Below are 25,395 nucleotides of genomic sequence, written 5' to 3' on the forward strand. Positions count from 1 at the left end.
GCTGGAGGAAATCGACACATCACCGGAATAGCCGGTGCGACTCCCGCCGCCTGAAGGAGGATGTGCCATGCAGCCAGCTGCGAGAACCGCTGCCGGACCGACCGGCTCGGGCCGACCGACGTCCCGCCGGCGGTGGGACACCACCGATCTCTCGCTGGTCGCTGTCTTCGCCGCCCTCATCGCCGCCCTGGCAATCCTACCCGGTATCCCGGTCGGCCCGCTCGGGGTGCCCATCACCCTGCAGACGCTCGGGGTCATGCTCGCCGGGATCGTCCTCGGACCTGCGCGCGGAACGGCGGCCGTCCTGCTCTACCTCGCCGCCGGGCTGATCGGCCTGCCGGTGTTCAGCGGGTTCACCGGAGGATTCGGCGTGCTCGCCGGCCCGTCGGCCGGGTACCTCGTGGCGTTCCCGCTCGCCGCCCTCGTCGCGGGCCTCCTGGCCGTCGCGGTCCTCCGCAGGACGCGACGCTTCCGCACGGCGCTGCTGTTCCTCGCGTGCCTGACCGCCAGCCTCCTGACGGTCCACCCGATCGGCATTGCGGGACTGGTCGTCAACGCGGGCCTGCCCCTGCGGGATGCGATCCTCGTCGACGCCGCCTACCTTCCCGGGGACGTCCTCAAGAACCTGCTCGCCGCGGTGCTCGCCGTGTCCGTCCACCGCGCCTTCCCGCGCCTGCTCGCCGGGAGGCGCAGGAACGCGTGATCGAGTTCGACGGCGCGAGCGTCCGCACCGACGACGGCCGTACGCTGCTCCATCCGCTCACGCTGTCGCTCTCCGAGCGCCGGATCTCGGTGATCGGCGCCAACGGCTCCGGCAAGTCGACCCTCCTGCGCCTCGTCAACGGCCTCCTCGTCCCGTCCGCCGGATCGGTCGCGGTCTTCGGCCGCGACACCCGGACCGAGGGGCACGCCGTCCGCCGCAGCGTCGGTTTCGTGTTCACCGATCCCCTCTCCCAGCTCGTCATGCCGACGGGGCGTGAGGACGTGGAACTGTCCCTGCGGTCCCGGAAGCTGACGGCGGCGGACCGTCGGCGTCAGGGCGAGGCCGTCCTGCGGCGGTTCGGGGTGGACCACCTCGCGGACCGCAGCATCTACGACCTCTCGGGCGGTGAACGGCAGATCCTCGCCCTCGCCGTCGTCCTCGCCGTGGAGCCACGCGTGCTGGTCGCCGACGAGCCGACGACGCTGCTGGATCTCCGCAACGACGCCCGGGTGCGCTCGCTCATCGGCGGCCTCGACCAGCAGGTGGTGTTCACGACGCACAATCTCGACTTCGCGCTCGAGAGCGACCGCACGCTCGTGATCGACGACGGCAGGATCGTGTTCGACGGGCCCCCGCCCGAGGCCGTCGCCAGGTATCGGGAGATCGCCGCGGCCGGGATCGGCGGGACATGAGGGGTTTCGGCAGCACGCTCGGGCTCTACCAGCCCGGTTCCGGTTTCCTGTACCGGACGCCGCTGTCGGTGAAGGCCATCGTGTCCCTGGCGTGCGCCGTCGTCGTGGTCACCTGGCGGTCACCGGCGACCAGCGCCGTCGCGCTCGTGCTCTCCGTGGGTGCCCTGCTGATCGGCGCCCACCGCACATTCGTGCGCGTCCTGCGGATGCTGCTGCCCGCGGCACCGGTGCTCGTCATCCTCGCGCTCTACCAGGGCCTGTCCCAGGGGTGGCTGCAGGCGTTCGCGGTGGTGGGCGGCATCACGGCCTGCCTGCTCGCGGCGCGGGCCGTGACACTCACGACACCCCTGCAGGACCTGCTCGACGGCGCGGCGCAACTGGCACGGCCGTTCCGCGTCGTGGGCGCCCATCCGGAGCGCTTCGCCCTGGCGCTGTCCATCATGCTGCGGAGCATCCCCTACCTCGCGGGACTGTTCGTCGACGTCCGCGACGCGGCCCGGGCGCGCGGACTCGACCGGAATCCACGCGTCGCGGTCACGCCGCTCGTCGTCGGTGCCGTGGCCTACGCGCATCGCACGGGTGAGGCCCTCGCGGCGCGAGGCCTGGGCGACGATGCCGCCGACGATGCCGCCGACGATGCCGCCGACGATGCCTCGGACCGGTCGGACCCCCACGCCGACTGAGCGGGCGCCGGGACTTGACCAGCGTCCGGATGGCCCACGTGGTGGTCGGACGCATCGCCACCCCGTACTCCGCCTACGTCTCCTCGGCGCCCCAACGGCCGAGCGCGACGATCGCCTCGCGCAGAGCGAGCCCGCGATCGGTCAGTGCTTATGCCCGGGTGTTGGGCCGGAGGGGCAGGCGGGCCAGTACGCCGGCCGCTTCAACTTCCTGCAGGCGGATCGCGAGCATGTTCGTCGGCACTCCGAGGTCGCGCTGCAGAGCACCGTAGCGCCGCGGCCCGGCCGGTTCCCAGCGGGAAGGGTGGGCACGGCTCACCGCTCGAACCAGCATCAAGGCAGGCTGTTCGACATCGACCTGCGGGGCGAGGGGTAGAAGGGTAGAACATACGTATGACACCGACTCCCCTGGTCCTGGGCCCCATACTGCGGTACGTCGACGAGACCTCGGCGAGTATCTGGGTGGAGGCCGGCACCGCCGCACGCGTCGTCGTCCGGGCCGCCCAGCGAGCCTGGGAAGCACGCACGTTCGGGGTCCACGGGCACCATTACGCGCTCGTCGAGGTGGACGGGCTCGAGCCGGGAAGCGTCACCCCGTACACGGTGGAGATCGACGGACACCAGGTCTGGCCGGACCCGGGACCGGTCCCCGAGTTCCCGCCGTCGAGCATTGCGACACGCACCCCGGGAAGGCCCCTGCGGCTGGTCTTCGGGTCCTGCCGCACGAGCGTCCCCCACACCAGGGAGGGCAACCGGACCCACGGCGTCGATGCCTTGCGTGCGTACGCGATCAACCGTATGAAGGACGACGGTTCACCGCGGCCGGACCTGATCCTCTTCCTCGGCGACCAGGTGTACGCCGATTCCACCAGTGAGGAGATGCAGCAGTTCATCCGCGGGCGGAGGGACATCGAGGAGGAGCCGGGCGCCGAGCTGAAGGACTACGAGGAGTACGCCCACCTCTACAACCTGGCCTGGTCCGACAGTGCCAACCGCTGGTTGCTGTCCACCCTTCCCAGTGCCATGATCTTCGACGACCACGACATCCGCGACGACTGGAACGCCTCCGCCTCCTGGAAGCGGGAGATGGAGGCCACCTCCTGGTGGCAGGACCGGATCGTCGCGGGTCTGGCGTCGTACTGGGTGTACCAGCACCTCGGCAACCTGTCACCGGACCAGCGCGCCGAGGACCGCTTGTGGCAACGGATCGTCGACCATCACGGCGCCGCCGAGCTCGACCTCAGCGAGGAACTCGACGCCTTCGCCGACCGGGCGGACAAGGACCCGGCCAGCTACCGCTGGAGCTACTGCCGCGACTTCGACGACACGCGCCTGATCGTGGTCGACTCCCGCGTATCCCGCGTGCTGACACCCGATGCGCGGGCCCTGCTCAGCAGGGAGGAGACGGCGTGGCTGGATTCCAGGATGGTGGGCGGATTCCGGCACCTGCTGGTGGGCACCTCGCTGCCGTTCCTCCTGCCGCTGGGACTGCACCACATCGAGTCGTGGGACGAGGCCCTCGCACAGGGTGCGTGGGGTGCGCGGAGCGCCCGGCTGGGTGAGAAGCTGCGGCAGGGCATGGATCTCGAACACTGGGCCGCCTTCCAGACCAGCTTCCGCGCCGTGGCCCTCATGGCGACGGACGTGGCGGACGGCAACCGGGGGGCGGCACCGGAGACGGTGACGTTCCTGTCGGGAGACGTGCACTTCTCGTACGTCGCGGAGGTGGACAGGACGTCCGGCAGCCGTATCCTGCAGGTGGTCTGCTCCCCCATCCGCAATCCGCTGCCGCGGCTCCTGCGCTCCTCCACCGCCATCCTCTCCTACGCCGTGGCCGCACCTTTCGGGGCCCTCCTGGCGCACTCCGGGAGAGTTCCCGATCCACCGTTCCGCTGGCGGAACATCAGGGGACCGTGGTTCGACAACAACCTCGCGTCGCTCGAGGACACCGCGGACGGGCTCACGCTGTCGTGGCAGTCGGGAGCGGTGGACGGTGACCAATATCTCCACCCCCGGCTCAGGGAGGTTGCCGCCATGACGGTGCCGAGGCGGAGGTCCAGCGATGTGCCGGGAGGGGAAGCTGTGCCCGAGGCAGCGCTCGCGACATCCGAGGGCATTCGGGCACGGAGAGGACGGCGGCAGTAAGAAACGCCTCCAGCGCCGTGTCCCCGGTTCCCGCAACCGGGGATGAATGTGTCAGCTGCGGGTAGGCAGGTCGTCTGCCCGGACCAGTGCCTGTAGCGTCTCGGCGTTCCGCACCGCGTTGCCGCCGCCGTCGTTGTTGAAGTAGACATACGCGTCCCGGCCGGCGCCGTGCCATTCCAGGATCCGGTCCGCCCACCAGCGCAGGTCCGCGTCCGAGTACGAGCCCGCGTAGAGATGTTCGTGGTCCGGTCCGTGCAGCCGCACGTACACGAACGGCGCCGTCGCCCTCAGGATGCACGGCAGCCCGGCGCCGCTCATCACGCAGTAGGCGGCCCCGTGTCGCCCGAGCAGGCTGTAGACGGTGTCGTCGTCCCAGCTCGGATGGCGGAACTCCACCGCTACACGGATCCACCCCGGCACGCACGACAGGAAGTACTCGAGGCGGGCGTCGTCCCGCTCCATCGCCGGCGGGAGTTGGACGAGCAGGACGGCTCGTCGGTCGCCCAGCTCATGCCAACAGTGCGCGATCCGCTCGATCCAGACCTCCGGCGCGTACAGCTTCTTGCCGTGGGTCAGCCCGCGCGGCGCCTTCACGGACAGCGCGAATCCGGAGGGAAGGCGGCGCTGCCACCCGGCGAAGGTCGTATCGCGCGGCCAGCGGTAGAAACTGGCGTTCAGCTCCACCGTGTCGAAGCGTGCCGCGTAATGGTCCAGTCGCTTCGCCGGTGCGATTCCCTGCGGGTAACAGACGCCGTGCCAGTGGTCATAACTCCATCCGGAGGTGCCGATGCGGATTTCGCTCACCCTTGCCACACTACTCATGCGTCCCTTACTCCCAGCATCAGGTGCTCGGACGACGTGGCACGATCAGCTGGTCCGGCCGTAGCCGATCGGAGGCGTCACGGACCGCCTCATGGGCTCATACCCGGCAGGGCGGCCCCGGCACATGCCGGAACCGCCCTCAACCGTGGCCCGTCCTCAGATGTTGAACCCGAGGGCGCGCATCTGGTCGCGACCGTCCTCGGTGATCCGCTCGGGACCCCACGGCGGCATCCACACCCAGTTGAGGCGCCACTCGTCCACGACACCGTCCAGTGCCTGGCCCACCTGCTCCTCGAGCACGTCGGTCAGGGGGCAGGCGGCGGTGGTGAGGGTCATGTCGATCAGGAGGGCGCCGTCCTCCGCGTAGTTCAGGCCGTACAGGAGCCCGAGGTCGACGATGTTGACGCCGAGCTCCGGGTCGATCACGTCCCGCAGCGCCTCTTCGATGTCATCCAGGGCGGTCTGCGCCTGCTGCACATCACTCATCCGACTGTTCCTTTCAGGCGATGTATCCGCGATATTCGGGTGCCCGGCACGCGCGCGTGCCGGGCGGGGAGGAAGTCCTAGGCTTCGACCGCGGCCTGGGCCGTAAACCGATCGTAGCCCTCTTCCTCGAGGCGGTCCGCGAGTTCCGGTCCGCCCTCCTCGGCGATGCGGCCGGCGACGAACACGTGCACGAAGTCCGGCTTGATGTAGCGCAGGATGCGCGTGTAGTGCGTGATGAGCAGCGTGCCCATCTCGCCCTTGGAGTGCTCGCGGTTGACGCCCTCCGAGACGACCTTCAGGGCGTCGACGTCGAGGCCGGAGTCGGTCTCGTCGAGGATGGCGAACTTGGGGCGGAACAGCTCGAGCTGAAGGATCTCCACGCGCTTCTTCTCGCCGCCGGAGAAGCCCTCGTTGACGTTGCGCTGGGCGAAGTCCGCGTCGATGCGCAGCTGGGCCATGGCGGTCTTGACGTCCTTGGTCCAGTGGCGGAGGCTGGGCGCCTCGCCGTCGAGCGCGGTCTTCGCCGTGCGCAGGAAGTTCGTCATCGTCACGCCGGGTACCTCGACCGGGTACTGCATCGCGAGGAAAAGCCCCGCACGGGCACGCTCGTCGACGCTCATGGACAGGACGTCCTCGCCATCGAGGGTGATGGAGCCGCTGTCGACCTTGTAGCGGGGGTGGCCGGCGATGGTCGACGCGAGGGTCGACTTGCCGGAGCCGTTGGGTCCCATGATCGCGTGGGTCTCGCCGGTGTTGATGGTCAGCGTGACGCCGCGGAGGATGGGGACGTTGCCCTGCTCCGTGTCGATGCTGACGTGCAGGTCCTTGATCTCAAGGGTGGACATGTGTTCTCCTTCGCCTGCTGTGCAGGAAGTGTGCGGGAAGTGGAGGGTCGGCCTCAGCCGAACTGCGGGGCGGGTGCTCCGTTGGTGACCGTCGCGACGTCCACGTAGACGTGACCGTCGTGGATCTCGAGGGCGAACACCGGCACGGGGTCGTACGCCGGCAGCTGCAGCGGGGCGCCGCTGCGCAGGTCGAACTGGGAGCCGTGGCCCCAGCACTCGATGGCGCACCCCTCGACGTCGCCCTCGGAGAGGGAGATGTCCGCGTGGGAGCACGTGTCGCCCAGCGCGTGGATCTCGCCGTCGGAGTCACGGACGACCACCACGGGGTAGTCGTCGATCAGCACGCGCAGCGCCTGCCTGACCTGGATGTCGTCGACGTCGCAGATCAGCTCGCCGCGGGGTGCATCCGCCATCAGAGGTTGCCTGCCGCGAGCTCGCGCTCGACCGAGGCGGACAGGCGCTCCTCGAGGGCGGGGACCTTGATCTGCTGGATGACCTCCGTGAGGAAGCCGCGGACCACGAGGCGGCGTGCTGCCTTCTCGGGGATACCGCGGGCCATCAGGTAGAACAGGTGCTCGTCGTCGAACCGGCCCGTGGCGCTGGCATGGCCGGCGCCCTCGATCAGGCCCGTCTCGATCTCGAGGTTCGGCACCGAGTCCGAGCGCGCGCCGTCCGTGAGGATCAGGTTGCGGTTGGTCTCGTAGGTGTCGGTACCCTCGGCCGCCTTGCGGATCAGGACGTCGCCCACCCACACGGTGTGCGCGTCCTGGCCCTGCAGCGCACCCTTGTAGGTGACGCGGGACTTGCAGTTGGGGACGGCGTGGTCCACGAGGAGGCGCTGTTCCAGGTGCTGTCCGGCATCCGCGAAGTACAGCCCGTACATCTCGACCTCCGCGCCGGTCGCGGTGAAGATCGACGACGGCGTGAGGCGCACGAGGTCGCCGCCGAGGCTGACGACGACGTGCTTGTAGCGTGCGTCGCGTCCCACCTTCGCCTGCTGCGAGGACACGTGCACGGCGTCGTCGTCCCACTCCTGGACGCTGACGACCGTCAGTTCCGCGCCGTCGCCGACGGCGATCTCGATGTTCTGGGCGAGCGTGGCGGAACCCGAGTGGTCCAGCACGACGACGGCCTTCGAGAACGGCTCCGCGCTGATGAGGAGGTGCTGCGCCGCGGCGTCGGACGACGACCCCGTGACGCTGACCATGACCTCGCCGTCGGCGACCGTCTCCCGGGGGATGGTGATGACGGTGGCCTCGGCGAAGGCGTTCCAGGCCGCGGCGGAGACGCGGTCCTCGGGCGTCGCGGTCGAGCCGAGGCGGGCATCGCCGCGGCCGACGGTCTCCACGGTCACGTTGCCGGCGCCGCCGACCGTGACGGCGGGGGCCGTACCGGTGAGCGCGTCGGTGTGCAGGCCGCGGAGGCGCTCGAGCGGTGTGAACCGCCAGTCCTCCTCGAGACCGGTCAGCGCCGGGAAGTCGGCGAGGTCGAAGGACCGGCGACGCTCCCCGCGGGAGGCCTCGGGGACCACCGGCGCGTTGCCGTGGCTGTGCTTCTTGAAGCCGAGCTGCTCGACCCCGTCGTCACCCCCGGGCAGGCTCTCGCCCTCCTCGGTGAAACCGTCGATGACGGCGCGGGTGTCCACGGCGCCGGAGGGAGCGCCTATGCGTGCCTTGTCGGCAGAACGTCCGAGTTCGGTCCGCTCTCCGTCGGAGGTGGTATCGGGTGAGATCTGGGTGGTATCAGCCATCGCTAGCCCACGGCCCCTTCCATCTGCAGTTCGATCAGCCGGTTCAGCTCGAGCGCGTACTCCATGGGCAGTTCCCGGGCGATCGGCTCGATGAAGCCGCGCACGATCATGGCCATGGCCTCGTCCTCGGGCAGTCCGCGGGACATCAGGTAGAACAGCTGCTCCTCGCTCACGCGGGAGACCGTGGCCTCGTGGCCCATGGTGACGTCGTCCTCGCGGATGTCCACGTAGGGGTACGTGTCGGAGCGCGAGATCGTGTCCACCAGGAGGGCATCGCAGCGCACCGTGTTCGCGGAGTGCGTGGCACCGTCGCGGACCTGGACGAGGCCGCGGTAGGCCGCCCGCCCGCCGCCACGCGCCACGGACTTCGAGATGATCGAGGACTTGGTGTTCGGCGCGATGTGCACCATCTTCGAGCCGGTGTCCTGGTGCTGTCCCTCACCCGCGAAGGCGATGGAGAGGGTCTCGCCCTTGGCGTGCTCGCCGACAAGGTAGACAGCCGGGTACTTCATGGTGACCTTCGAGCCGATGTTGCCGTCGATCCACTCCATGGTGGCGCCCTCGTGCGCGATCGCACGCTTGGTGACGAGGTTGTACACGTTGTTCGACCAATTCTGGATGGTGGTGTACCGGACGCGCGCGCCCTTCTTCACCACGATCTCCACGACGGCCGAGTGCAGGGAGTCCGAGGTGTAGATCGGGGCGGTGCAGCCCTCGATGTAGTGCACGTAGGAGTCCTCGTCCGCGATGATCAGTGTGCGCTCGAACTGGCCCATGTTCTCGGTGTTGATGCGGAAGTAGGCCTGCAGGGGGATCTCCACGTGGACGCCCTTCGGGACGTAGACGAAGGACCCGCCGGACCAGACGGCCGTGTTCAGCGAGGCGAACTTGTTGTCGCCGACCGGGATGATCGTGCCGAAGTACTCCTTGAAGATCTCCGGGTGCTCGCGGAGCGCGGTGTCGGTGTCGAGGAAGATGACGCCCTGGCGCTCGAGGTCCTCGCGGAGCTGGTGGTACACCACCTCGGACTCGTACTGGGCCGCGACGCCGGACACGAGGCGTGCGCGCTCGGCCTCGGGGATGCCGAGCTTCTCGTACGTGTTGCGGATGTCCTCGGGGAGGTCCTCCCACGTGTTGGCCTGCTTCTCCGTGGAGCGCACGAAGTACTTGATGTTGTCGAAGTCGATCCCGGAGAGGTCGGCACCCCAGGCGGGCATGGGCTTCCGGTCGAAGTACTTCAGGCCCTTGAGGCGGAGGTCGAGCATCCACTCGGGCTCGTTCTTCTTGGCGGAGATGTCGCGGACGACCTCCTCGCTCAGGCCGCGGCGCGCATTGTCGCTCGCCTCGTTCTTGTCGGCCCAGCCGTACTGGTAGGTACCGATGCCCTCGAGCTCCGGGTTCTTCTCCAGGATGTCGCTGATCACCGACTCCGGCACTGCCGACGCGACTGGCTTGCGGTCTACTTGATCCGTCATCATGACCTTTCTTGCTGATGGATGGATAGCGTTGCTGGGCTGCTGGGCGACGCCGCTGCGCGGTCCACCGCGGTGGAGCCTGCGGCGTCGGGGGCACCCGGTGCGGGCACCGCCGTCGTCCGTCCCAGGGGAATGTGGGTGGTGCAGACGTGTCCGCCCGCGGCGAGCGTGGACAGGCGTCGCACGTCGACGTCGAGCAGACGCGCGAAGACGCCGGTCTCCTGCTCGCAGAAGGCGGGGAACGCCGAGGCGAGCCCCTGGATCGGGCAGTGGCCCTGGCACAGCTGCACACTGAGCATGACCGGGCGTCCGGCGGGACCGCCCCGTGTGCCGCGAACCTGCGGCAGGCCCACGGTCTTGGTGGACCCGACGAAGCCGTCGGCGGTCAGGGCGCCGGCGAGGGCGCGGGCGCGGGCCTCGAGATCGGGACCGGCAGCCTCGACGATGGGGCGGTAGCGCTCCTCCATGCCGGAGAACCGCGTCCGTGCGAATTCCTCGATGGCCTCGGGACCCGCCGCGGCTCCGAGCTGCGCCAGGGCGGCGGTCGCGATGTCAAGGTAGTCGTTGCCCATCTTGGCCTGGCCGCGCTGGCTGAGGACGTACCGCCGGGCGGGCCGCCCGGCGCCGGAGGCGGAGGTGCGGGCGCGCTTGACCTCGATCAGGCCGTCCTGGGCCAGGGCATCGAGGTGGCGGCGCATGGCGGCGGGCGTGAAGCCGAGTCCGTCACCGAGTTCGGCGGCGCTCACGGGGCCGCGTTCCAGCACGGCGGACAGGACCCGGTCGCGCGTGCGCTCGTCGGGATCGGGCGACACGATCTGTGCCGTGCGGTCGGTCGGGTACGGCACTGTCACAGTCCATTCCTCCCGTCGGCGTCAAAATACACAACATAAGCATGACCTAATGTATTCCGCTCCACCACTTAGGCGAGGCTACCCATCGGCAGCCCCTCGGCCACTACTACCTGCCGTAGAATAAGGGGGTGCCGACACCTCTCCCCGCCCTGACGATCGACGGCCTGATCAAGGATTTCGGTCCCGTCGGCGCCCTTGACGGGCGGATGGTGCGCGTGCTCGAGGGGGTAAGCCTCCAGGCCATCCACGGCGCCGTGACGGTCCTGCTCGGCGCCAACGGCGCCGGCAAGACGACGACGCTCGAATGCGCCCAGGGACTGCAGCGTGCCGACGGAGGCGTGGTGCGCCTCCTCGGCCAGGATCCGTCCCGGGCGACACCGGAGCTCCGCGCGCGGGTGGGCGTGATGCTGCAGGACGGAGGGCTCCCCCCGTCCGTGCGCCCGCTGGCCCTGCTGCACCATGTGGCGTCCATGTACGGTTCCCCGCTGCCCGTCGACGCCCTGGCCGAGCGCCTCGGCCTCGACGAGTTCGGCGCGGCGTCCATCCGCAGGCTCTCCGGCGGGCAGAAGCAGCGCCTCGCGCTCGCCTGCGCCCTCGTGGGACGGCCAGAAGTGGTGTTCCTCGACGAGCCGAGCGCAGGCCTCGACCCCCAGTCGCGCACCATCGTGTTCGACCTCATCCGGGAACTGCGCGCGGACGGGCTCGCCGTCATCCTGACCACGCACCTGCTCGACGACGCCCAGAGGCTCGCCGACTACGTCTACATCCTCGAGGGAGGCCGGACCGTCGCAGAGGGCACCGTGGCGGACCTGACCGCCGACAAGGACGCCGACGGCATGCGTGAGCTGCGCTTCGAGACCGTGCCCGGACTCACGCTCCCGCCGGAGCTCCTCCCCCACCTGCACCAGCGCGAGGACGAGCCCGGACGGTACGTCCTCCGGGGGGCCCTCACGGCCTCCGACGTCGCGCACCTGGCCCAGTGGTGGGACGCGCGCGGCGTGATGCCCACGGCCATCTCCATGGCTCCCCGCTCTCTCGAGGACGTCTTCCTCGACATCTCCGGACGGAGTATCCGATGACCGCGGCCGCGACCCCTGCCCGCACCCCCGGGACCGCGGCGGCGCTGCCGGTCCGCGTGCTGCGCCACGGCGGCTACGAGGCGCTGGCGATGCTCCGCAACGGCGAGCAGCTCGTACTGGCGATCGTCCTCCCGCTGCTGGCGCTGACCGCCCTGGTCATCACGCCGCTGCTCGACGCCTACGGCCCCAGCCGTGTCGACATCGCCGCACCGGGCGTCCTCGCCCTCTGCACCATGTCCACCGCCTTCACGGGACAGGGGATCGCGACCGGCTTCGACCGGCGGTACGGGGTGCTGCGCTTCCTCTCGACGACGCCGCTCGGGCGGTCCGGGCTGATCCTCGGCAAGGCGGTGGCGGTGGCCGCCGTCCTCGCCGTCCAGCTCGTGGTGATCGGTGGCGCGGCCGTGCTTCTGGGCTGGTCGCCCCGCGCCGAGGGTCTGCTGCCCGCGGCGCTCCTGCTGCTCATCGGCTCCGCCGCGTTCACGGCCCTCGGCTTGCTGGTCGCGGGGACGCTGCGGCCCGAGGCCACCCTCGCCGTCACCAATCTCGTGTGGATCCTGCTCGCTGCTGCGGGCGGGGTCATCATCCCGGCGGCGAGCCTGCCCGCCGCCGCGGAGCCGTTCGTCGCCGTCCTCCCGTCCGCCGCCCTCGGCGACGGGCTGAGGAGTGCGCTGGCGGACGGCGTCCTCGATCCCATCGCGTGCCTGGTGCTCCTCGCCTGGGCCGCCCTCGCCGGACTGGCGGCCATCCGCTGGTTCAAATGGAGCTGATCCCGTGACCCTCCCCCTGCCCTCGCCGTCCCGACTGCGGGACGCCCTTCCCCGCACCACGACGCCGGTGGTGCGCCGGCTGGCGGTCGCCTCCCTGGTCTCGCAGATCGCCATCGTGGTCACCGGCGGCGCCGTCCGGCTCACCGCCTCGGGACTGGGGTGCCCCGAGTGGCCGCGCTGCACCGCCGACTCGATCGTCACCACGCCGGAGATGGGCTTCCACGGTGTGGTGGAGTTCGGCAACAGGCTCCTGACCTTCGTGCTGGTGATCATCGCCGTCGCGATGATCGTCGCCGTCCTCGGGATGCGGCGGGACCGCAAGGACCTCTTCCGCCTGTCCGTCGCGCTCTTCCTGGGCATCCCCGCGCAGGCCGTCATCGGCGGCATCACGGTCTGGACGGACCTCAACCCCTGGGTCGTGGGACTCCACTTCATCGTCTCCATGGTCCTGGTGGCCCTCGCGACCGTGCTGGTCAACCGGGCACGGCTCACCACCGAGCAGTACCGGGAGCAGCGCGCTCCGGCCGCCCCGCCGCTGCTGCGCCGACTGCTCGTCGCCGCGACGGTCCTGACGTCGATCGCGGTGCTCCTGGGCGTGGTCGTGACCGGGTCCGGCCCCCACGCCGGTGACCATGGCGCTGCCCGGAACGGGCTCGATGCGCTCCTCGTCACGCGGCTCCACGCGCTCCCGGTGTACCTGCTGGTGGCCACGGTGGCCCTCGCCGTCGTCGTCGCCTACCGCAGCGGAGTGCACGCGAAGCTGCGCAAGGCCCTCATGATGCTCGCCGTCGTCGTGCTGGTCCAGGGCGCCATCGGGTACACCCAGCACTTCCTGCACCTGCCCGTCGTCCTCGTGGCGCTGCACATGCTCGGGGCATCCCTGCTCATGGCCGCCGCGGTCCACGCGCAGTACACCGGGACCACCGCAAAGCCGCTGCCGGGCACCGCCGATGCGCGGGTGCCGCAGGCCATCGCCTGACCTGTCCGGTGACCGCCCGCGGCCGGTCGGCTGCGCGTGAGCACCGCGTGGTCGCCGTTCCGAGTCTCGGCTCCTGCGGCGCTGCCGCGCCCCGGCCCCGACGCCGGGGCATCCGTCGATGACATGGAGTGACGGCGGGGCTGCCGCCGTCGATCGACGCGCCCTCAGTCGTCCTCGAACTCCGCCTCGAGCAGATCGAGGAGGCGCCCGAGCTCGCGCAGCTCCGAGCCGGGACTCGGCAGCAGGGGCGGGCGGGGATCTCCCGCGGCGATGCCGCAGGCACGGGCGAGCAGGTGCAGCCCGCTGATCTTGCGCAGGCCTGCCACATGGTCCACGAGGGGGACGAGGACGCGCCGCACGCGGTCGATCTCGGAGCGGTTCCCGGCGACGACGGCGGCACGCAGACGCGCGTAGTACGCCGGCAGGAGCGCGGCCGGGCCGCTGTGCCAGGCATCGGCGGCGACCTCCCCCGTCATCATGAGCGCGTCCCCGCTGACGCCATGGCTGAAGCCGTCCGGCACGAGCGCCGCGAGCTCGACGTGCCGGGCGTTGAAGGTCACGGCGTCGGAGGCCGTGTCCTTGAACGCGACGACCTGCGGCAGGGCGGACAGCTCCGCGACCACCTGCAGCGAGTAGTCGAACTGCGTGGTGCCCGGGTTGTTGTACAGGCAGATCGGCAGATCTGTCACGGAACATACGGCGCGCACCTGCGCCAGGACCTCGTCGTCGGTCAGGGGGACGTAGGACACCGGCGAGAGCACGAGCCCCGCGGCGCCGGCCGCCTGGGCGTCGGCGGCGGCATCCAACACCTCGCGCGTTCCCACGGAACTGATCCCGACGGCCACGGGCAGCCGCCCGTCGACCGCCTCGATGGACGTCCTGGCGACGAGGGATCGTTCCGCGCGGTCGAGGTAGGCGAAACTGCCGGAGGACCCCAGGACGGTGACTGCGTCGACCGGCGCAGCGGCCAGGCCGCCCACGAGCGCGTGGAGGTCGTCCCGGCCGACGGAGCCGTTGGGAGTGAACGGCGTGACGGGATAGGCGATGAGCCCGGTGAAGTCCATGGCAGCAAGCCTAGGTGGAGAGGCAGCCGTTCCCGGCATCGGGGTCAGGCGAGGACTGCGGACCCGACGAAGGGGTCGACGGCCAGGGCCAGGAAGAGCACCGTGAGGTAGCTGATGGAGCCGTGGAAGACCTTCATCGCCGCCTTGTTGCTCAGCTCGCCCTGCTGGGCCAGGGAATGCAGACGGTGGGACTCCCGGATGAACCAGGCGCCTCCCACGAGCGCCGCCATCGAGTACACCCAGCCCGCACCCGCGGGGACCAACAGGAGCGAGCACGCCACCATCGCCCACGCGTAGAGGACCACCTGCACGGACACCACGCGCGCACCGGCGATGGCACCGAGCATGGGGACGCTGGCTGCCCGGTAGTCGTCGCCGTACTTCATGGACAGCGGCCAGTAGTGCGGGGGCGTCCACAGGAAGATGATCAGGAACAGGACGACGGCGGGCCACTCGATCGAGTTGGTGACCGCGGCCCAGGCGATGAGGACGGGCATGCATCCCGCGGCACCGCCCCACACGATGTTCTGCGACGTGCGGCGCTTGAGCACCAGCGTGTAGACCACGACGTACAGGAAGATGGCCCCGACACCGAGCATCCCGGCGAGCGGGTTCGCGCCGAACCACAGCACGGCGATCGCCACCACCCCGAGGATCCAGGAGAAGACGAGGGCCTCGCGCGGCGAGACCTCGCCCGTGACGAGCGGGCGGTTCTCCGTCCTGTGCATGAGCTTGTCGATGTCGCGGTCGATGTAGCAGTTGAAGGCGCCGGCGCTACCGGCCGCGAGGGCACCACCGACCATGGTGGCGAGGATCAGCCCGAGGGGCGGGAATCCGCCCTGCGCGAAGATCATGGTGGGAAGAGTGGTCACCAGCAGCAGCTCGATCACGCGGGGCTTCGTCAGCGCGAGGTAGGCCTTCGCCTTGCGGCCGAAACCCTGACGGGCCTGCGGGGAACGTGCCGGAGCAGGAGCCTGCTGGGTCTTCACGAGGCAACACTTTCGTTTCTTCCGGAGTAAAAGACAAAGCCCATCATACCCTTTTACGTCCTGTAGAAATCGGCGCCGTCCTGCGCCCCGCAGTCATCCCGGGGCGACATGGAGCGGGCGGGCCTTCCCGGTCCGCCTCCTGCCGGGCGGTGTGCCCCCTGCCGGACCGCCGTCGTCGGCGCCGCACCCCGGAGCGCCCGCCGGCGGACGGCGGATCGGCAGGTCCCGGCGGCGGGGGCCGCGCAACCCCGGGATGTGAGTCATGACATTCTTCGACTCCCACGGCCCAACGCGGTGCGGAAGGGATAGTGTGGATTCGAAAGCCAGCCTCGGAAGCACGACCGGACCTCGTCGTCCGGCCTCCGTGCTGTCCCCGGTCGGCGTGGACTTTGCTGGACCGAGCAGGATTCAGCAGGACTGAGCAGGATTCAATGGTGAACGGCCGGCCTGACGGCGTGCCTGGAGGCACCCGTCGGCTACGGGGCCGTTCCGGACAGAAAGGGGCCCTTAAACGTGCCGCAGACGCAAGAGCAGGAATTGACCTGGACCGAGCTCGACCAGAGGGCTGTAGACACCGCCCGCATCCTCGCCGCCGACGCCGTGGAGAAGGTGGGCAACGGCCACCCGGGGACGGCGATGAGCCTCGCCCCCGCCGCCTACCTCCTCTTCCAGAAGCTCATGCGGCACGATCCCTCGGATCCGGAGTGGACGGGCAGGGACCGGTTCGTGCTCTCCCCCGGCCACACCTCGCTGACCCTCTACATCCAGCTCTTCCTCTCCGGCTACGGGCTGGAGCTCGACGACCTGAAGGCGCTGCGCACGTGGGGCTCCCTGACCCCGGGCCACCCCGAGTACCGCCACACCAAGGGCGTGGAGATCACCACCGGCCCTCTCGGCCAGGGCCTGGCGACGTCGGTCGGCTTCGCGTACGGGCAGCGTCGCCAGCGCGGCATGTTCGACGCCGACGCCCCCGCGGGCACGAGCCCGTTCGACCATACCGTCTGGGTCATCGCCTCGGACGGCGATCTCCAGGAGGGCGTGACGGCCGAGGCGTCCTCGCTCGCCGGGCACCAGGAACTCGGCAACCTCGTCGTGATCTACGACGAGAACCACATCTCCATCGAGGACAACACGGACGTGGCCTTCACCGAGGACGTCCTCAAGCGCTACGAGGCGTACGGCTGGCACACGCAGCGCGTCGACTGGACGAAGACCGGCGAGTACGTCGAGGACGTCGCCGAGCTCTACTCCGCACTGGTCGCGGCGAAGAACGAGACCTCCCGCCCGAGCATCGTCTCCCTCCGCACCATCATCGGTTTCCCCGCGCCGACCAAGCAGAACACCGGCAAGATCCATGGGTCCGCCCTCGGCAAGGACGAGGTCGCAGCACTCAAGGAAGCGCTCGGGTTCGACCCGGAGAAGCACTTCGACGTCGACCCGGAGGTCCTGGAGCACGCACGCGGCGTCGTGCAGCGCGGCGCGGAGGCGCACAGCGAGTGGCAGGAGGGCTTCGACGCCTGGACGGCAGCCCACCCCGAGGAGACCGCACTGCTCGAGCGCATCCAGCAGCGTACGCTCCCCGAGGGCTGGGAGACGAGCCTGCCCACCTTCGAGGCGGGCAAGGACATGTCCACCCGCGCGGCCTCGGGCAAGGTCCTCACGGCCATCGGTCCGGTACTGCCGGAACTCTGGGGTGGCAGCGCCGACCTCGCGGAATCGAACAACACGACCATCGAGGGCTCGCCGTCGTTCATCCCCGAGAGCCGGCAGACCAAGGCCTGGTCAGGTAACCAGTACGGGCGCGTCCTGCACTTCGGCATCCGCGAGCATGCGGCGGCGGCGATCGTCAACGGCATCGTCATGCACAGCAGCACGCGCGCCTTCTCGGGCACCTTCCTGATCTTCAGCGACTACCAGCGCCCCGCGGTGCGGCTCGGCGCCCTCATGGGCGTCCCTGCGATCTACGTGTGGACGCACGACTCGATCGGCCTCGGCGAGGACGGACCCACCCACCAGCCGGTCGAGCAGCTCTCCTCGCTGCGTACCATCCCGGGACTCGACGTCGTCCGCCCCGGTGACGCCAACGAGGTGGCGGTCGCGTGGCGGACCATCCTGGAGAACACCGAGAACCCGGCCGGCATCGTGCTGACCCGCCAGAACATCCCGACCTACGAGCGGGGCGAGGGAGCAGCTGACGGCGACACCTTCGGTTCCGCCGAGGGCGTCGCGAAGGGCGGCTATGTGCTCGCCGAGGCGAAGGGCGGCACGCCCGACGTGATCCTCATCGGCACGGGCTCGGAGGTCCAGCTCGCCGTCGAAGCGCGCGAAGCCCTCGAGTCCCGGGGCATCGCCGCCCGCGTCGTCTCCATGCCGTGCCTCGAATGGTTCAACGCGCAGGACGCCGCCTACCGCGAGAGCGTGCTGCCCCGCAGCATCCGCGCCCGCGTGTCCGTCGAAGCCGGTGTCGCGCAGAGCTGGACCGGGGTGGTCGGCGACGCCGGACGCAGCGTGTCCCTCGAGCACTTCGGCGCGTCCGCCGACTACAAGACGCTCTACCGCGAGTTCGGCATCACCGCCGACGCCGTCGTGGCGGCCGCCAAGGACTCTCTCGAGGCCGTAGCTGCCGACCCGCTGGCGCCCAACGGCACGGCGGCGATGCCCTCCGGTGAGCGTGCCACCGAGACCGGCGACCAGCAGTAGCCGGTGCCGCTCCCGGGCGTACCCCGCCCGGGAGCGGCCCCCTCTTCGATCCGTCCCGAACACATCTCCGCGGAAGCGGAAAAGGAGCACACCATGACCGCATCACCCACTGCCGACCTCTCGGCTGCCGGAGTCTCCATCTGGCTCGACGACCTCTCCCGGGAACGCATCAACTCGGGCGCCTTCAAGCACCTCATCGAGGACCTGAACGTCGTCGGCGTCACGACCAACCCGAGCATCTTCGCCGCGGCACTGAAGAACGGCGAGTCCTACGCCTCCCAGGTAGGGGCCCTCGCCGAGGCCGGCGCCGACGTGGACCAGGCGGTCTTCGACATCACCACGCACGACGTCGCGCAGGCCTGCGACCTCTTCGCTGCCGAGGCCAAGCGCACCAACGGCGCCGACGGCCGCATCTCCATCGAGGTGGACCCCCGCCTGTCACGCGACACGCAGGGCACCGTCGCCGAGGCCAAGCGCCTGCACGCCAAGGTGCAGCGCACGAACGTGCTCATCAAGATCCCCGCGACGGTCGAGGGCCTCGAGGCCATCACCGAGACGATCGCCGCCGGCATCAGCGTCAACGTCACCCTGATCTTCTCCCTCGAGCGCTACCGTGCCGTCATCAACGCGTTCATGCTCGGCATCGAGCAGGCGAAGGAGAACGGGCACGACCTGACGAAGATCACCTCGGTCGCATCCTTCTTCGTCTCCCGGGTGGACGCGGAGATCGATGCGCGGCTCGACACGATCGGCACCGACGAGGCCGCGGCCCTGAAGGGCAAGGCCGGCCTCGCCAACGCGCGGCTCGCCTACCAGATCTTCGAGGAGCAGTTCGCCTCCGAGCGCTGGCAGGTCCTCGCCGCGGCGGGCGCCAACGCGCAGCGCCCCCTGTGGGCGTCGACGGGCGTCAAGGACCCGAACCTGCCCGACACGCTCTACGTCACGGGCCTTGTGGCCCCGAACGTGGTCAACACCATGCCGGAGAAGACGCTCCTCGCGACCAGCGACCACGGCGTCGTCGAGGGTGACACCGTGACCGGCACGTACGAGGAGTCCAACGAGCTCCTCAACCGGCTCGACGCCGTCGGCGTCTCCTACGACGAGGTCGTGGAGCAGCTCGAGACGGAGGGCCTGGACAAGTTCGTGGCCAGCTGGGCGGAACTCCTCGAGACCGTCCAGACCGCCCTCGACGCCGCGAAGGGCTGATCCCATGGGTTCCTTCGCTCTCACCGCATCGGGAGATGCCCTCGCCGCCGTCGACGCGGCCGTGCCGGCACTCGTGAACGACCGCATCGCCTCACGCCTGATGGCCAAGGACGCCACCCTGTGGGGCGCCGACGCCGAACCAGAGGCCTCGATCCGCCTCGGCTGGATCGACCTCTTCGACGGCTCCCGCGCCCTTCTGCCGGAGATCGCGGGCCTCCGCGCCGACCTCCACGCCGAGGGCGTGGACCGCGTCGTGCTCTGCGGCATGGGCGGCTCGTCCCTCGCGCCCGAGGTCATCACCAAGGAGGCCGGCGTCCCGCTCGTCGTCCTCGACGCCACGGACCCCGAGCAGGTCCGCGCGGCGCTCGAGGTGGACCTGCAGCGCACCGTGATCGTGGTGTCCTCGAAGTCCGGGTCCACCGTGGAGACGGACTCACAGCGCCGCCTGTTCGAGCAGGCGTTCACCGACGCCGGGATCGACGCCGCCTCGCGCATCGTCGTCGTCACCGACCCGGGCTCACCGCTCGAGGAGGCATCGCGCAAGGCGGGCTACCGCAGGGTCTTCACGGCCGACCCGGAGGTGGGCGGCCGCTACTCGGCGCTCACGGCCTTCGGCCTCGTCCCGTCCGGGCTCGCCGGCGCGGACGTGGAGGCGCTGCTCGACGACGCCGAGGACGCCGCGGAGTTCCTCGGCGACGACGTCCCCAACAACGTGGGCCTGCAGCTCGGGGCCGTCCTCGGCGGGACCACCCCGCTGCGGGACAAGATCGTCTTCGCGGACGCCGGATCCGGCCTGCCCGGCTTCGCCGACTGGGCGGAGCAGCTCATCGCGGAGTCCACCGGCAAGCTCGGCACGGGCCTGCTCCCCGTGGTCGCCTCAGCCGACGCCCCCGAGCTGGCCGAGGTGGCGGACGACGTCCTGCCCGTCCTCCTCGCACCGTTCGACGAGGCCCCGAGCGACGAGACGACGGGCGGCACGCGCGTCACGGTCAGCGGGACGCTGGGCAGCCAGCTGTTCGTCTGGGAGTACGCCGTCGCCGTCGCCGGGCGGCTGCTCGGCATCAACCCGTTCGACCAGCCCGACGTCGAGGCCGCCAAGACGGCCGCGCGCGGACTGCTCGACGCGCAGCCCGAACCCGTCCCGGCCGCCTTCGTCGACGGCGCCGTGGAGGTGCGCGGCGACGCGGGCCTGGTCGGCTCCTCCAGCACCGTCGCCGAGGCCCTCGAGGCCCTCCTCGCGGCCCTCCCGGCCAACGGCTACCTCTCCGTGCAGGCCTACCTCGACCGCCACCACCAGGCGGCGCTCGAGGAGATCCGCTCGCCGCTCGCCGCGGCCACCGGCCGCCCGGTCACTTTCGGCTGGGGCCCGCGCTTCCTGCACTCCACCGGCCAGTACCACAAGGGCGGCTCACCGATCGGGGCGTACCTGCAGCTCACCGGGGCAGCGAGCACGGACCTTTCGATCCCCGACCGGCCGTTCACCTTCGGGGAACTCATCTCCGCGCAGGCCGCCGGCGACGCCCAGGTGTTGAGCGACCACGGCCGCCCCGTGCTGCGCCTCCACCTGACCGACCGGGCCGCCGGTGTCGCGCAGCTGCGCGACGTCGTCGCCTCCCTGGCCGCCGGCCAGGGGCACGGGAACGGTTGAGCATGCCCGACAGCACCCCGGCGAGGCCGGCCAATCCCCTGCGGGATCCGAGGGACCGGCGGCTGAGCCGGATCGCCGGTCCCGCCTCCCTGGTCCTGTTCGGCGTGACGGGCGACCTCGCCCGGAAGAAGCTGATGCCGGCCATCTACGACCTCGCGAACCGCGGGCTCCTGCCTCCGAGCTTCGGCCTGGTGGGTTTCGGCCGCCGTGAGTGGAGCGACGAGGAGTTCGTGGAGCAGGTCCGGGAGTCGGTGACGCAGTACGCCCGGACGCCGTTCAACGAGACGGTGTGGGAGCAGCTCTCCGCCGGTATCCGCTTCGTCCAGGGCAACTTCGACGACGACGAGGCATTCAAGAAGCTCAGGGAGTGCCTCGACGGGCTGGACCAGAGCAGGGGTACGCGGGGCAATGCCGCGTTCTACCTCTCGATACCGCCCAAGGCGTTCGAAGCGGTCTGCGAGAAGCTCTCCGAGCACGGCCTGGCGAAGCCCGACGACGGCCAGTGGCGCCGCGTGGTGATCGAGAAGCCGTTCGGGCACGACCTCGCATCGGCCCGTGAGCTCAACGGGATCGTCGAGGAGGTCTTCCCGCCCGACGCGGTGTTCAGGATCGACCACTACCTGGGCAAGGAGACCGTCCAGAACATCCTGGCGCTTCGCTTCGCGAACCAGCTCTTCGAGCCGCTGTGGAACGCCAACTACGTGGACCACGTGCAGATCACCATGGCCGAGGACATCGGGATCGGCAGCAGGGCCGGCTACTACGATGGCGTGGGCGCGGCGCGCGACGTCATCCAGAACCACCTGCTGCAGCTGCTCGCCCTCACGGCGATGGAGGAGCCGATCTCGTTCGACGCCGACCACCTGCGCTCGGAGAAGGAGAAGGTGCTCGCGGCCGTCTCCCTCCCCGAGGACCTCGCGGGACGGTCGGCGCGCGGACAGTACGAGGCCGGCTGGCAGGGCGGTGAGCGCGTCAACGGCTTCCTCGAGGAGGAGGGCATCCCCGACGACTCGACGACCGAGAGCTTCGCAGCGGTCCGCCTCGACATCAACACGCGCCGCTGGTCCGGGGTGCCCTTCTACCTGCGTGCCGGCAAACGCCTGGGACGCAGGGTGACCGAGATCGCCGTCGTCTTCAAGCGCGCCCCGAACCTCCTGTTCCGCGACCACGGCTCCGAGGACTTCGGGCAGAACGCCGTGGTCATCCGGGTGCAGCCCGACGAGGGCGTGACCATCCGCTTCGGATCCAAGGTTCCCGGCACCCAGGCGGAGGTCCGCGACGTCACCATGGACTTCGGCTACGGCCACTCCTTCACGGAGTCCAGCCCCGAGGCCTACGAGCGGCTCATCCTCGACGTGCTCCTCGGCGAGCCACCGCTGTTCCCCCGGCAGCAGGAGGTGGAGCTGTCCTGGAAGATCCTCGACCCGTTCGAGGAGTACTGGGCCTCCCTCGACGGCCAGCCCGAACCCTACGTACCGGGCAGCTGGGGACCGGCCTCCGCCGACGAGCTGCTCGCGGCCGACGGACGAACCTGGAGAAGACCATGATCGTGGACCTGCCCGACACCACCACCTCGAAGGTGTCGAAGGAACTGATGGCGATGCGCGATCGCGGCGGCGTCGTCGCGCTCGGACGCGTCCTGACGCTCGTCGTCATCACCCGCTCCGGCTACGAGGAGGAGGCCATCGACGCCGCGAACGAGGCGAGCCGCGAGCACCCGTGCCGGATCATCGTCCTGGCCGAGGGCTCCGCCGACGAGGATACGCGCCTCGACGCCCAGATCCGGGTCGGCGGTGACGCCGGAGCCTCGGAGGTGGTGGTCCTGCGCGGATACGGCGAGCTCTCCGAGGAGAACGAGTCGCTGGTCTCGGCGCTGCTGCTCCCCGATGCGCCGATCGTGGCCTGGTGGCCGCACGGCGTACCCGAGGCGGCGTCGCAGTCGTCGATCGGCAGCATCGCCCACCGCAGGATCACCGACTCCGCCAACGAACCGGACCCCACGGCGGCCCTGTTCAACATCAGCAGCACCTACACCGCCGGCGACACCGACCTCGCCTGGACGCGCCTGACGAACTGGCGCATCCAGCTGGCGGCGGTCCTCGACCAGCTCGAGGGCGACCAGCCCATCACGGCCGTCATGGTGGAGGGGGCGTCCGACTCCCCCAGCACCGTGCTGCTCGCCGCGTGGCTGACGAAGGCCCTCGAGGCGCCCGTCACGATCACCGCGGGTCCGGCCGGGACAGGGCTGAAGCGTGTGCGCCTGACCCGCCGCGGAGGCGACGTGGAGCTGCACCGCCCCGGCCACGACGTCGCCGAGCTGCACCAGCCGGACCAGCCGGTCCAGCGCATCTCCCTGCCGCGGCGGGGTCTGCGCGACTGCCTCGCCGAGGAGCTCAGACGCCTGGATCCGGACGAGACCTTCGGCGAAGTGATCACGGAGGGCTTGGCCCGGACCAACCTGAGGAGTGTGCGATCGAATGAGCGCTGAGCCGAGAGTCAGCATCCATCCCTCCCAGACCTCCCTCGCGGCGGCCGTGGCGGCGCGCCTCATTACGCGTCTGGTCGACGTGCAGGGCGAACGCGGGACGGCGACCGTCGTACTGACCGGTGGGTCGATCGGGACGGCCGCGCTGCAGGCGGTGGCGGAATCACCGGCGCACACGGCCGTCGACTGGGCCAACGTGCACTTCTGGTGGGGCGACGAGCGTTTCCTGCGCGCGGAGGACCCGGACCGCAACGCCGTGCAGGCCCGCGCCGCGCTCCTCGACCGCATCGAGGTCGACCCGGTGAAGATCCACGAGTTCGGGTCGCGGGACGAGTTCCCCGACGAGGACGCGGCCGCTGCGGACTACGCGGAGCAGCTCGCCGCCGCCGCGCGTGCCGAACTCGCGGCGGACGAGAACACGGTCCAGCCGGATCCGCGCCTCCCCCGCTTCGACGTCCTCCTCCTGGGGGTCGGGCCGGACGCGCATGTCGCCTCGCTGTTCCCCGAACTGGCCGGGATCCGCACCAAGGGCGCGACGACGGTGGGCGTGCCCGACGCCCCGAAGCCGCCACCGCAGCGCGTCTCCCTGACGCTGGAGGCCATCACCACGGCGCAGGAGGTGTGGCTCTCGGTCAGTGGCAGCGACAAGGCCGGCGCCGTGGGGCTCGCCCTCGCCGGAGCCGGGCACGTCCAGGTGCCCGCCGCGGGCGCGCGCGGCCTCAGCAGGACGCTGTGGCTGATCGACCAGGACGCGGCGCAGAAGCTGCCCGGCCGCCTGATCAACCACGACGACGACACCGTTGACTGACGCACCCGGTTCGTCCCGTCCCTGCACGACCCGTTGCACGACGAAGCCCCCGTCTCCTCGAGGAGACGGGGGCTTCGTCGCGGGTGCTGCGGGGCCTACGACTCGCCGGCGAACCGCTGGATGAGGCCGAGGGCAACGATGACCACACCCCACGCGAGCCCGAGGGCCACGGTGAACCGGTTGAGGTTGCGCTCGGCGACGCCGGAGGACCCCATGCTCGAGGTCATGCCGCCACCGAACATGTCCGACATGCCGCCGCCACGACCCTTGTGGAGGAGGATCAGCAGGGTCAGCAGGAGGCTGGTGATCCCGAGCAGGACGAGCAGGATGATACGAAGGATTTCCACGGGGCCCTTTCAAGGCTGGATGGCCGCTGTCCGGAGCGGCCGGCGCACGGAACTAGTCTGTCACCAGATGCTGTTCGAACCTGACAATACTAGCAAACTCGGACACATCAAGGCTCGCACCGCCGACGAGGACGCCGTCGACGTCGCGCTCCCTGAGGATGCTGGCGGCACTGGCCGCCTTGACCGACCCGCCGTACAGCAGGCGCGTGGCCGCGGCGCTCGAGGCGTCGAACAGCGAGTCGAGTTCCGCGCGGATCGCGGCGCACATCTCCTGTGCGTCGCCGGGGCCCGCGACCTCGCCCGTGCCGATGGCCCAGACGGGCTCGTAGGCGATGACGAGGGAGGCAGCCTGCTCGGGCGAGAGCCCGGCCACACCGGCGCGCACCTGCTCGAGCGTGTGCGCCACGTGGGTGCCGGCCTGGCGGACCTCGAGGCCCTCGCCGACGCAGAGGATGGGGACCAGGCCGTGGCGGTAGGCGGCGTGCACCTTGCGGTTCAGCAGCTCGTCCGACTCGGAGTGGAGGGTGCGGCGCTCCGAGTGGCCCACCAGCACGTACGTGCAGTCGAGCCTGGCCAGGAACTGGCCCGAGATGTCGCCGGTGTACGCGCCGGAGTCCTCGGGCGCGAGGTCCTGCCCGCCGTACACGAGCTGCAGGTCGTCGCCCTTGACGAGGGTCTGCACGCCGCGGAGGTCGGTGAACGGCGGGAAGACCGACACCTCGACCCGCGCGTAGTCATGGCCTGCGTCGTCGAGCGTCCAGGCGAGCTTCTGCAGGAAGGTGATGCCCTGCATGTGGTCCAGGTTCATCTTCCAGTTGCCCGCGATGAGCGGCCGGCGGTCGAAGGCGCCGTTGGTTGAGGTGGTCATCGT

The 25,395-nt window shown here is 70.3% G+C and carries 24 protein-coding genes and 1 pseudogene; 13 read left to right on the plus strand and 12 right to left on the minus strand.

Annotated elements, in window-relative coordinates; all coding sequences use genetic code 11:
- Positions 1 to 67: 67 nt before the first annotated feature.
- Genes CI785_RS17430 through CI785_RS03255 form a run of 3 tightly spaced genes read left to right on the plus strand, consistent with a single transcriptional unit; the run spans position 68 to position 2,078 of the window.
- Positions 68 to 703: a biotin transporter BioY gene (locus CI785_RS17430; protein WP_240614976.1), complete on the plus strand. Its 636-nt coding sequence runs from the start codon at positions 68 to 70 to the stop codon at positions 701 to 703.
- The gene (locus CI785_RS17435) at positions 700 to 1,395 is read left to right on the plus strand and encodes an energy-coupling factor ABC transporter ATP-binding protein (RefSeq protein WP_240614977.1); all 696 of its coding nucleotides are present in this window, start codon (positions 700 to 702) and stop codon (positions 1,393 to 1,395) included. Before CI785_RS17430 ends, CI785_RS17435 begins: the two co-directional genes overlap by 4 nt.
- On the plus strand, positions 1,392 to 2,078 hold the full coding sequence (locus tag CI785_RS03255; protein WP_105030671.1) for an energy-coupling factor transporter transmembrane component T family protein: 687 nt from the start codon (positions 1,392 to 1,394) through the stop codon (positions 2,076 to 2,078). The genes CI785_RS17435 and CI785_RS03255 overlap by 4 nt, the downstream gene beginning before the upstream one ends.
- 73 nt (positions 2,079 to 2,151) lie before the next feature.
- On the opposite strand, the pseudogene CI785_RS17735 reads toward CI785_RS03255, so the two are convergent.
- Positions 2,152 to 2,358 (minus strand): annotated as a pseudogene (locus CI785_RS17735) (winged helix-turn-helix transcriptional regulator); the annotation flags it as partial.
- Positions 2,359 to 2,468: 110 nt separating this feature from the next.
- On the opposite strand from CI785_RS17735, the gene CI785_RS03265 reads away from it, so the two are divergent.
- A complete protein-coding gene (locus tag CI785_RS03265; protein WP_105030672.1) occupies positions 2,469 to 4,220 on the plus strand; it encodes an alkaline phosphatase D family protein in 1,752 nt (583 codons plus the stop codon).
- A gap of 51 nt (positions 4,221 to 4,271) precedes the next feature.
- Here CI785_RS03265 and CI785_RS03270 read toward each other — a convergent pair whose 3' ends face one another.
- The 7 genes from CI785_RS03270 to CI785_RS03300 form a co-directional block, all read right to left on the minus strand.
- Positions 4,272 to 5,024: a DUF72 domain-containing protein gene (locus CI785_RS03270; RefSeq protein ID WP_240614978.1), complete on the minus strand. Its 753-nt coding sequence runs from the start codon at positions 5,022 to 5,024 to the stop codon at positions 4,272 to 4,274.
- A gap of 174 nt (positions 5,025 to 5,198) precedes the next feature.
- Positions 5,199 to 5,528: a metal-sulfur cluster assembly factor gene (locus tag CI785_RS03275; RefSeq protein WP_105030674.1), complete on the minus strand. Its 330-nt coding sequence runs from the start codon at positions 5,526 to 5,528 to the stop codon at positions 5,199 to 5,201.
- A gap of 77 nt (positions 5,529 to 5,605) precedes the next feature.
- On the minus strand, positions 5,606 to 6,373 hold the full coding sequence (gene sufC, locus CI785_RS03280; protein ID WP_105030675.1) for a Fe-S cluster assembly ATPase SufC: 768 nt from the start codon (positions 6,371 to 6,373) through the stop codon (positions 5,606 to 5,608).
- 53 nt (positions 6,374 to 6,426) lie between these two features.
- A complete protein-coding gene (locus tag CI785_RS03285) occupies positions 6,427 to 6,786 on the minus strand; it encodes a non-heme iron oxygenase ferredoxin subunit (protein WP_105030676.1) in 360 nt (119 codons plus the stop codon).
- Positions 6,786 to 8,123: a Fe-S cluster assembly protein SufD gene (gene sufD / locus CI785_RS03290; protein ID WP_105030677.1), complete on the minus strand. Its 1,338-nt coding sequence runs from the start codon at positions 8,121 to 8,123 to the stop codon at positions 6,786 to 6,788. Before sufD ends, CI785_RS03285 begins: the two co-directional genes overlap by 1 nt.
- 2 nt (positions 8,124 to 8,125) lie before the next feature.
- On the minus strand, positions 8,126 to 9,598 hold the full coding sequence (gene sufB / locus CI785_RS03295; RefSeq protein WP_105030678.1) for a Fe-S cluster assembly protein SufB: 1,473 nt from the start codon (positions 9,596 to 9,598) through the stop codon (positions 8,126 to 8,128).
- Positions 9,598 to 10,449 carry a helix-turn-helix transcriptional regulator gene (locus CI785_RS03300; protein WP_105030679.1) on the minus strand — a complete coding sequence of 284 codons (852 nt, stop codon included), beginning with the start codon at positions 10,447 to 10,449 and terminating at the stop codon, positions 9,598 to 9,600. Before CI785_RS03300 ends, sufB begins: the two co-directional genes overlap by 1 nt.
- A 128-nt stretch (positions 10,450 to 10,577) precedes the next feature.
- Here CI785_RS03300 and CI785_RS03305 point away from each other — a divergent pair, with 128 nt between their 5' ends.
- Genes CI785_RS03305 through CI785_RS03315 form a run of 3 tightly spaced genes read left to right on the plus strand, consistent with a single transcriptional unit; the run spans position 10,578 to position 13,277 of the window.
- Positions 10,578 to 11,528 carry an ABC transporter ATP-binding protein gene (locus CI785_RS03305; RefSeq protein ID WP_105030680.1) on the plus strand — a complete coding sequence of 317 codons (951 nt, stop codon included), beginning with the start codon at positions 10,578 to 10,580 and terminating at the stop codon, positions 11,526 to 11,528.
- Entirely contained in the window at positions 11,525 to 12,298 is a 774-nt protein-coding gene (locus CI785_RS03310) for an ABC transporter permease (protein ID WP_105030681.1), read from the plus strand. The genes CI785_RS03305 and CI785_RS03310 overlap by 4 nt, the downstream gene beginning before the upstream one ends.
- A gap of 4 nt (positions 12,299 to 12,302) precedes the next feature.
- Positions 12,303 to 13,277, plus strand: coding sequence for a COX15/CtaA family protein (locus CI785_RS03315; protein WP_105030682.1), 975 nt, complete (start codon positions 12,303 to 12,305; stop codon positions 13,275 to 13,277).
- Between the two features lie 164 nt (positions 13,278 to 13,441).
- On the opposite strand, the gene CI785_RS03320 is transcribed toward CI785_RS03315, so the two are convergent.
- The gene (locus CI785_RS03320) at positions 13,442 to 14,341 is read right to left on the minus strand and encodes a dihydrodipicolinate synthase family protein (RefSeq protein ID WP_157940137.1); all 900 of its coding nucleotides are present in this window, start codon (positions 14,339 to 14,341) and stop codon (positions 13,442 to 13,444) included.
- A gap of 44 nt (positions 14,342 to 14,385) precedes the next feature.
- Entirely contained in the window at positions 14,386 to 15,330 is a 945-nt protein-coding gene (locus CI785_RS03325; protein WP_105030684.1) for a heme o synthase, read from the minus strand.
- A gap of 513 nt (positions 15,331 to 15,843) precedes the next feature.
- On the opposite strand from CI785_RS03325, the gene tkt reads away from it, so the two are divergent.
- From tkt to pgl, 6 genes are all read left to right on the plus strand, one after another.
- Entirely contained in the window at positions 15,844 to 18,030 is a 2,187-nt protein-coding gene (tkt, locus tag CI785_RS03330; RefSeq protein ID WP_105030685.1) for a transketolase, read from the plus strand.
- 93 nt (positions 18,031 to 18,123) lie between these two features.
- Entirely contained in the window at positions 18,124 to 19,236 is a 1,113-nt protein-coding gene (gene tal, locus CI785_RS03335) for a transaldolase (RefSeq protein ID WP_105030686.1), read from the plus strand.
- A gap of 4 nt (positions 19,237 to 19,240) precedes the next feature.
- Complete coding sequence (locus CI785_RS03340; RefSeq protein WP_105030687.1) at positions 19,241 to 20,884, plus strand: glucose-6-phosphate isomerase; 1,644 nt, start codon at positions 19,241 to 19,243, stop codon at positions 20,882 to 20,884.
- A 2-nt stretch (positions 20,885 to 20,886) separates the two neighbouring features.
- Positions 20,887 to 22,431 carry a glucose-6-phosphate dehydrogenase gene (gene zwf, locus CI785_RS03345; RefSeq protein WP_105030688.1) on the plus strand — a complete coding sequence of 515 codons (1,545 nt, stop codon included), beginning with the start codon at positions 20,887 to 20,889 and terminating at the stop codon, positions 22,429 to 22,431.
- Complete coding sequence (locus CI785_RS03350; protein ID WP_105030689.1) at positions 22,428 to 23,372, plus strand: glucose-6-phosphate dehydrogenase assembly protein OpcA; 945 nt, start codon at positions 22,428 to 22,430, stop codon at positions 23,370 to 23,372. Before zwf ends, CI785_RS03350 begins: the two co-directional genes overlap by 4 nt.
- A complete protein-coding gene (gene pgl, locus CI785_RS03355) occupies positions 23,362 to 24,177 on the plus strand; it encodes a 6-phosphogluconolactonase (RefSeq protein ID WP_105030690.1) in 816 nt (271 codons plus the stop codon). Before CI785_RS03350 ends, pgl begins: the two co-directional genes overlap by 11 nt.
- A 95-nt stretch (positions 24,178 to 24,272) precedes the next feature.
- On the opposite strand, the gene secG is transcribed toward pgl, so the two are convergent.
- Positions 24,273 to 24,524: a preprotein translocase subunit SecG gene (secG, locus tag CI785_RS03360; RefSeq protein WP_043445180.1), complete on the minus strand. Its 252-nt coding sequence runs from the start codon at positions 24,522 to 24,524 to the stop codon at positions 24,273 to 24,275.
- A 52-nt stretch (positions 24,525 to 24,576) separates the two neighbouring features.
- The gene (gene tpiA / locus CI785_RS03365; RefSeq protein ID WP_105030691.1) at positions 24,577 to 25,392 is read right to left on the minus strand and encodes a triose-phosphate isomerase; all 816 of its coding nucleotides are present in this window, start codon (positions 25,390 to 25,392) and stop codon (positions 24,577 to 24,579) included.
- Positions 25,393 to 25,395: the final 3 nt, after the last annotated feature.

The organism is Arthrobacter ruber, from assembly GCF_002954225.1.
Lineage (GTDB): Bacteria > Actinomycetota > Actinomycetes > Actinomycetales > Micrococcaceae > Arthrobacter_D > Arthrobacter_D ruber.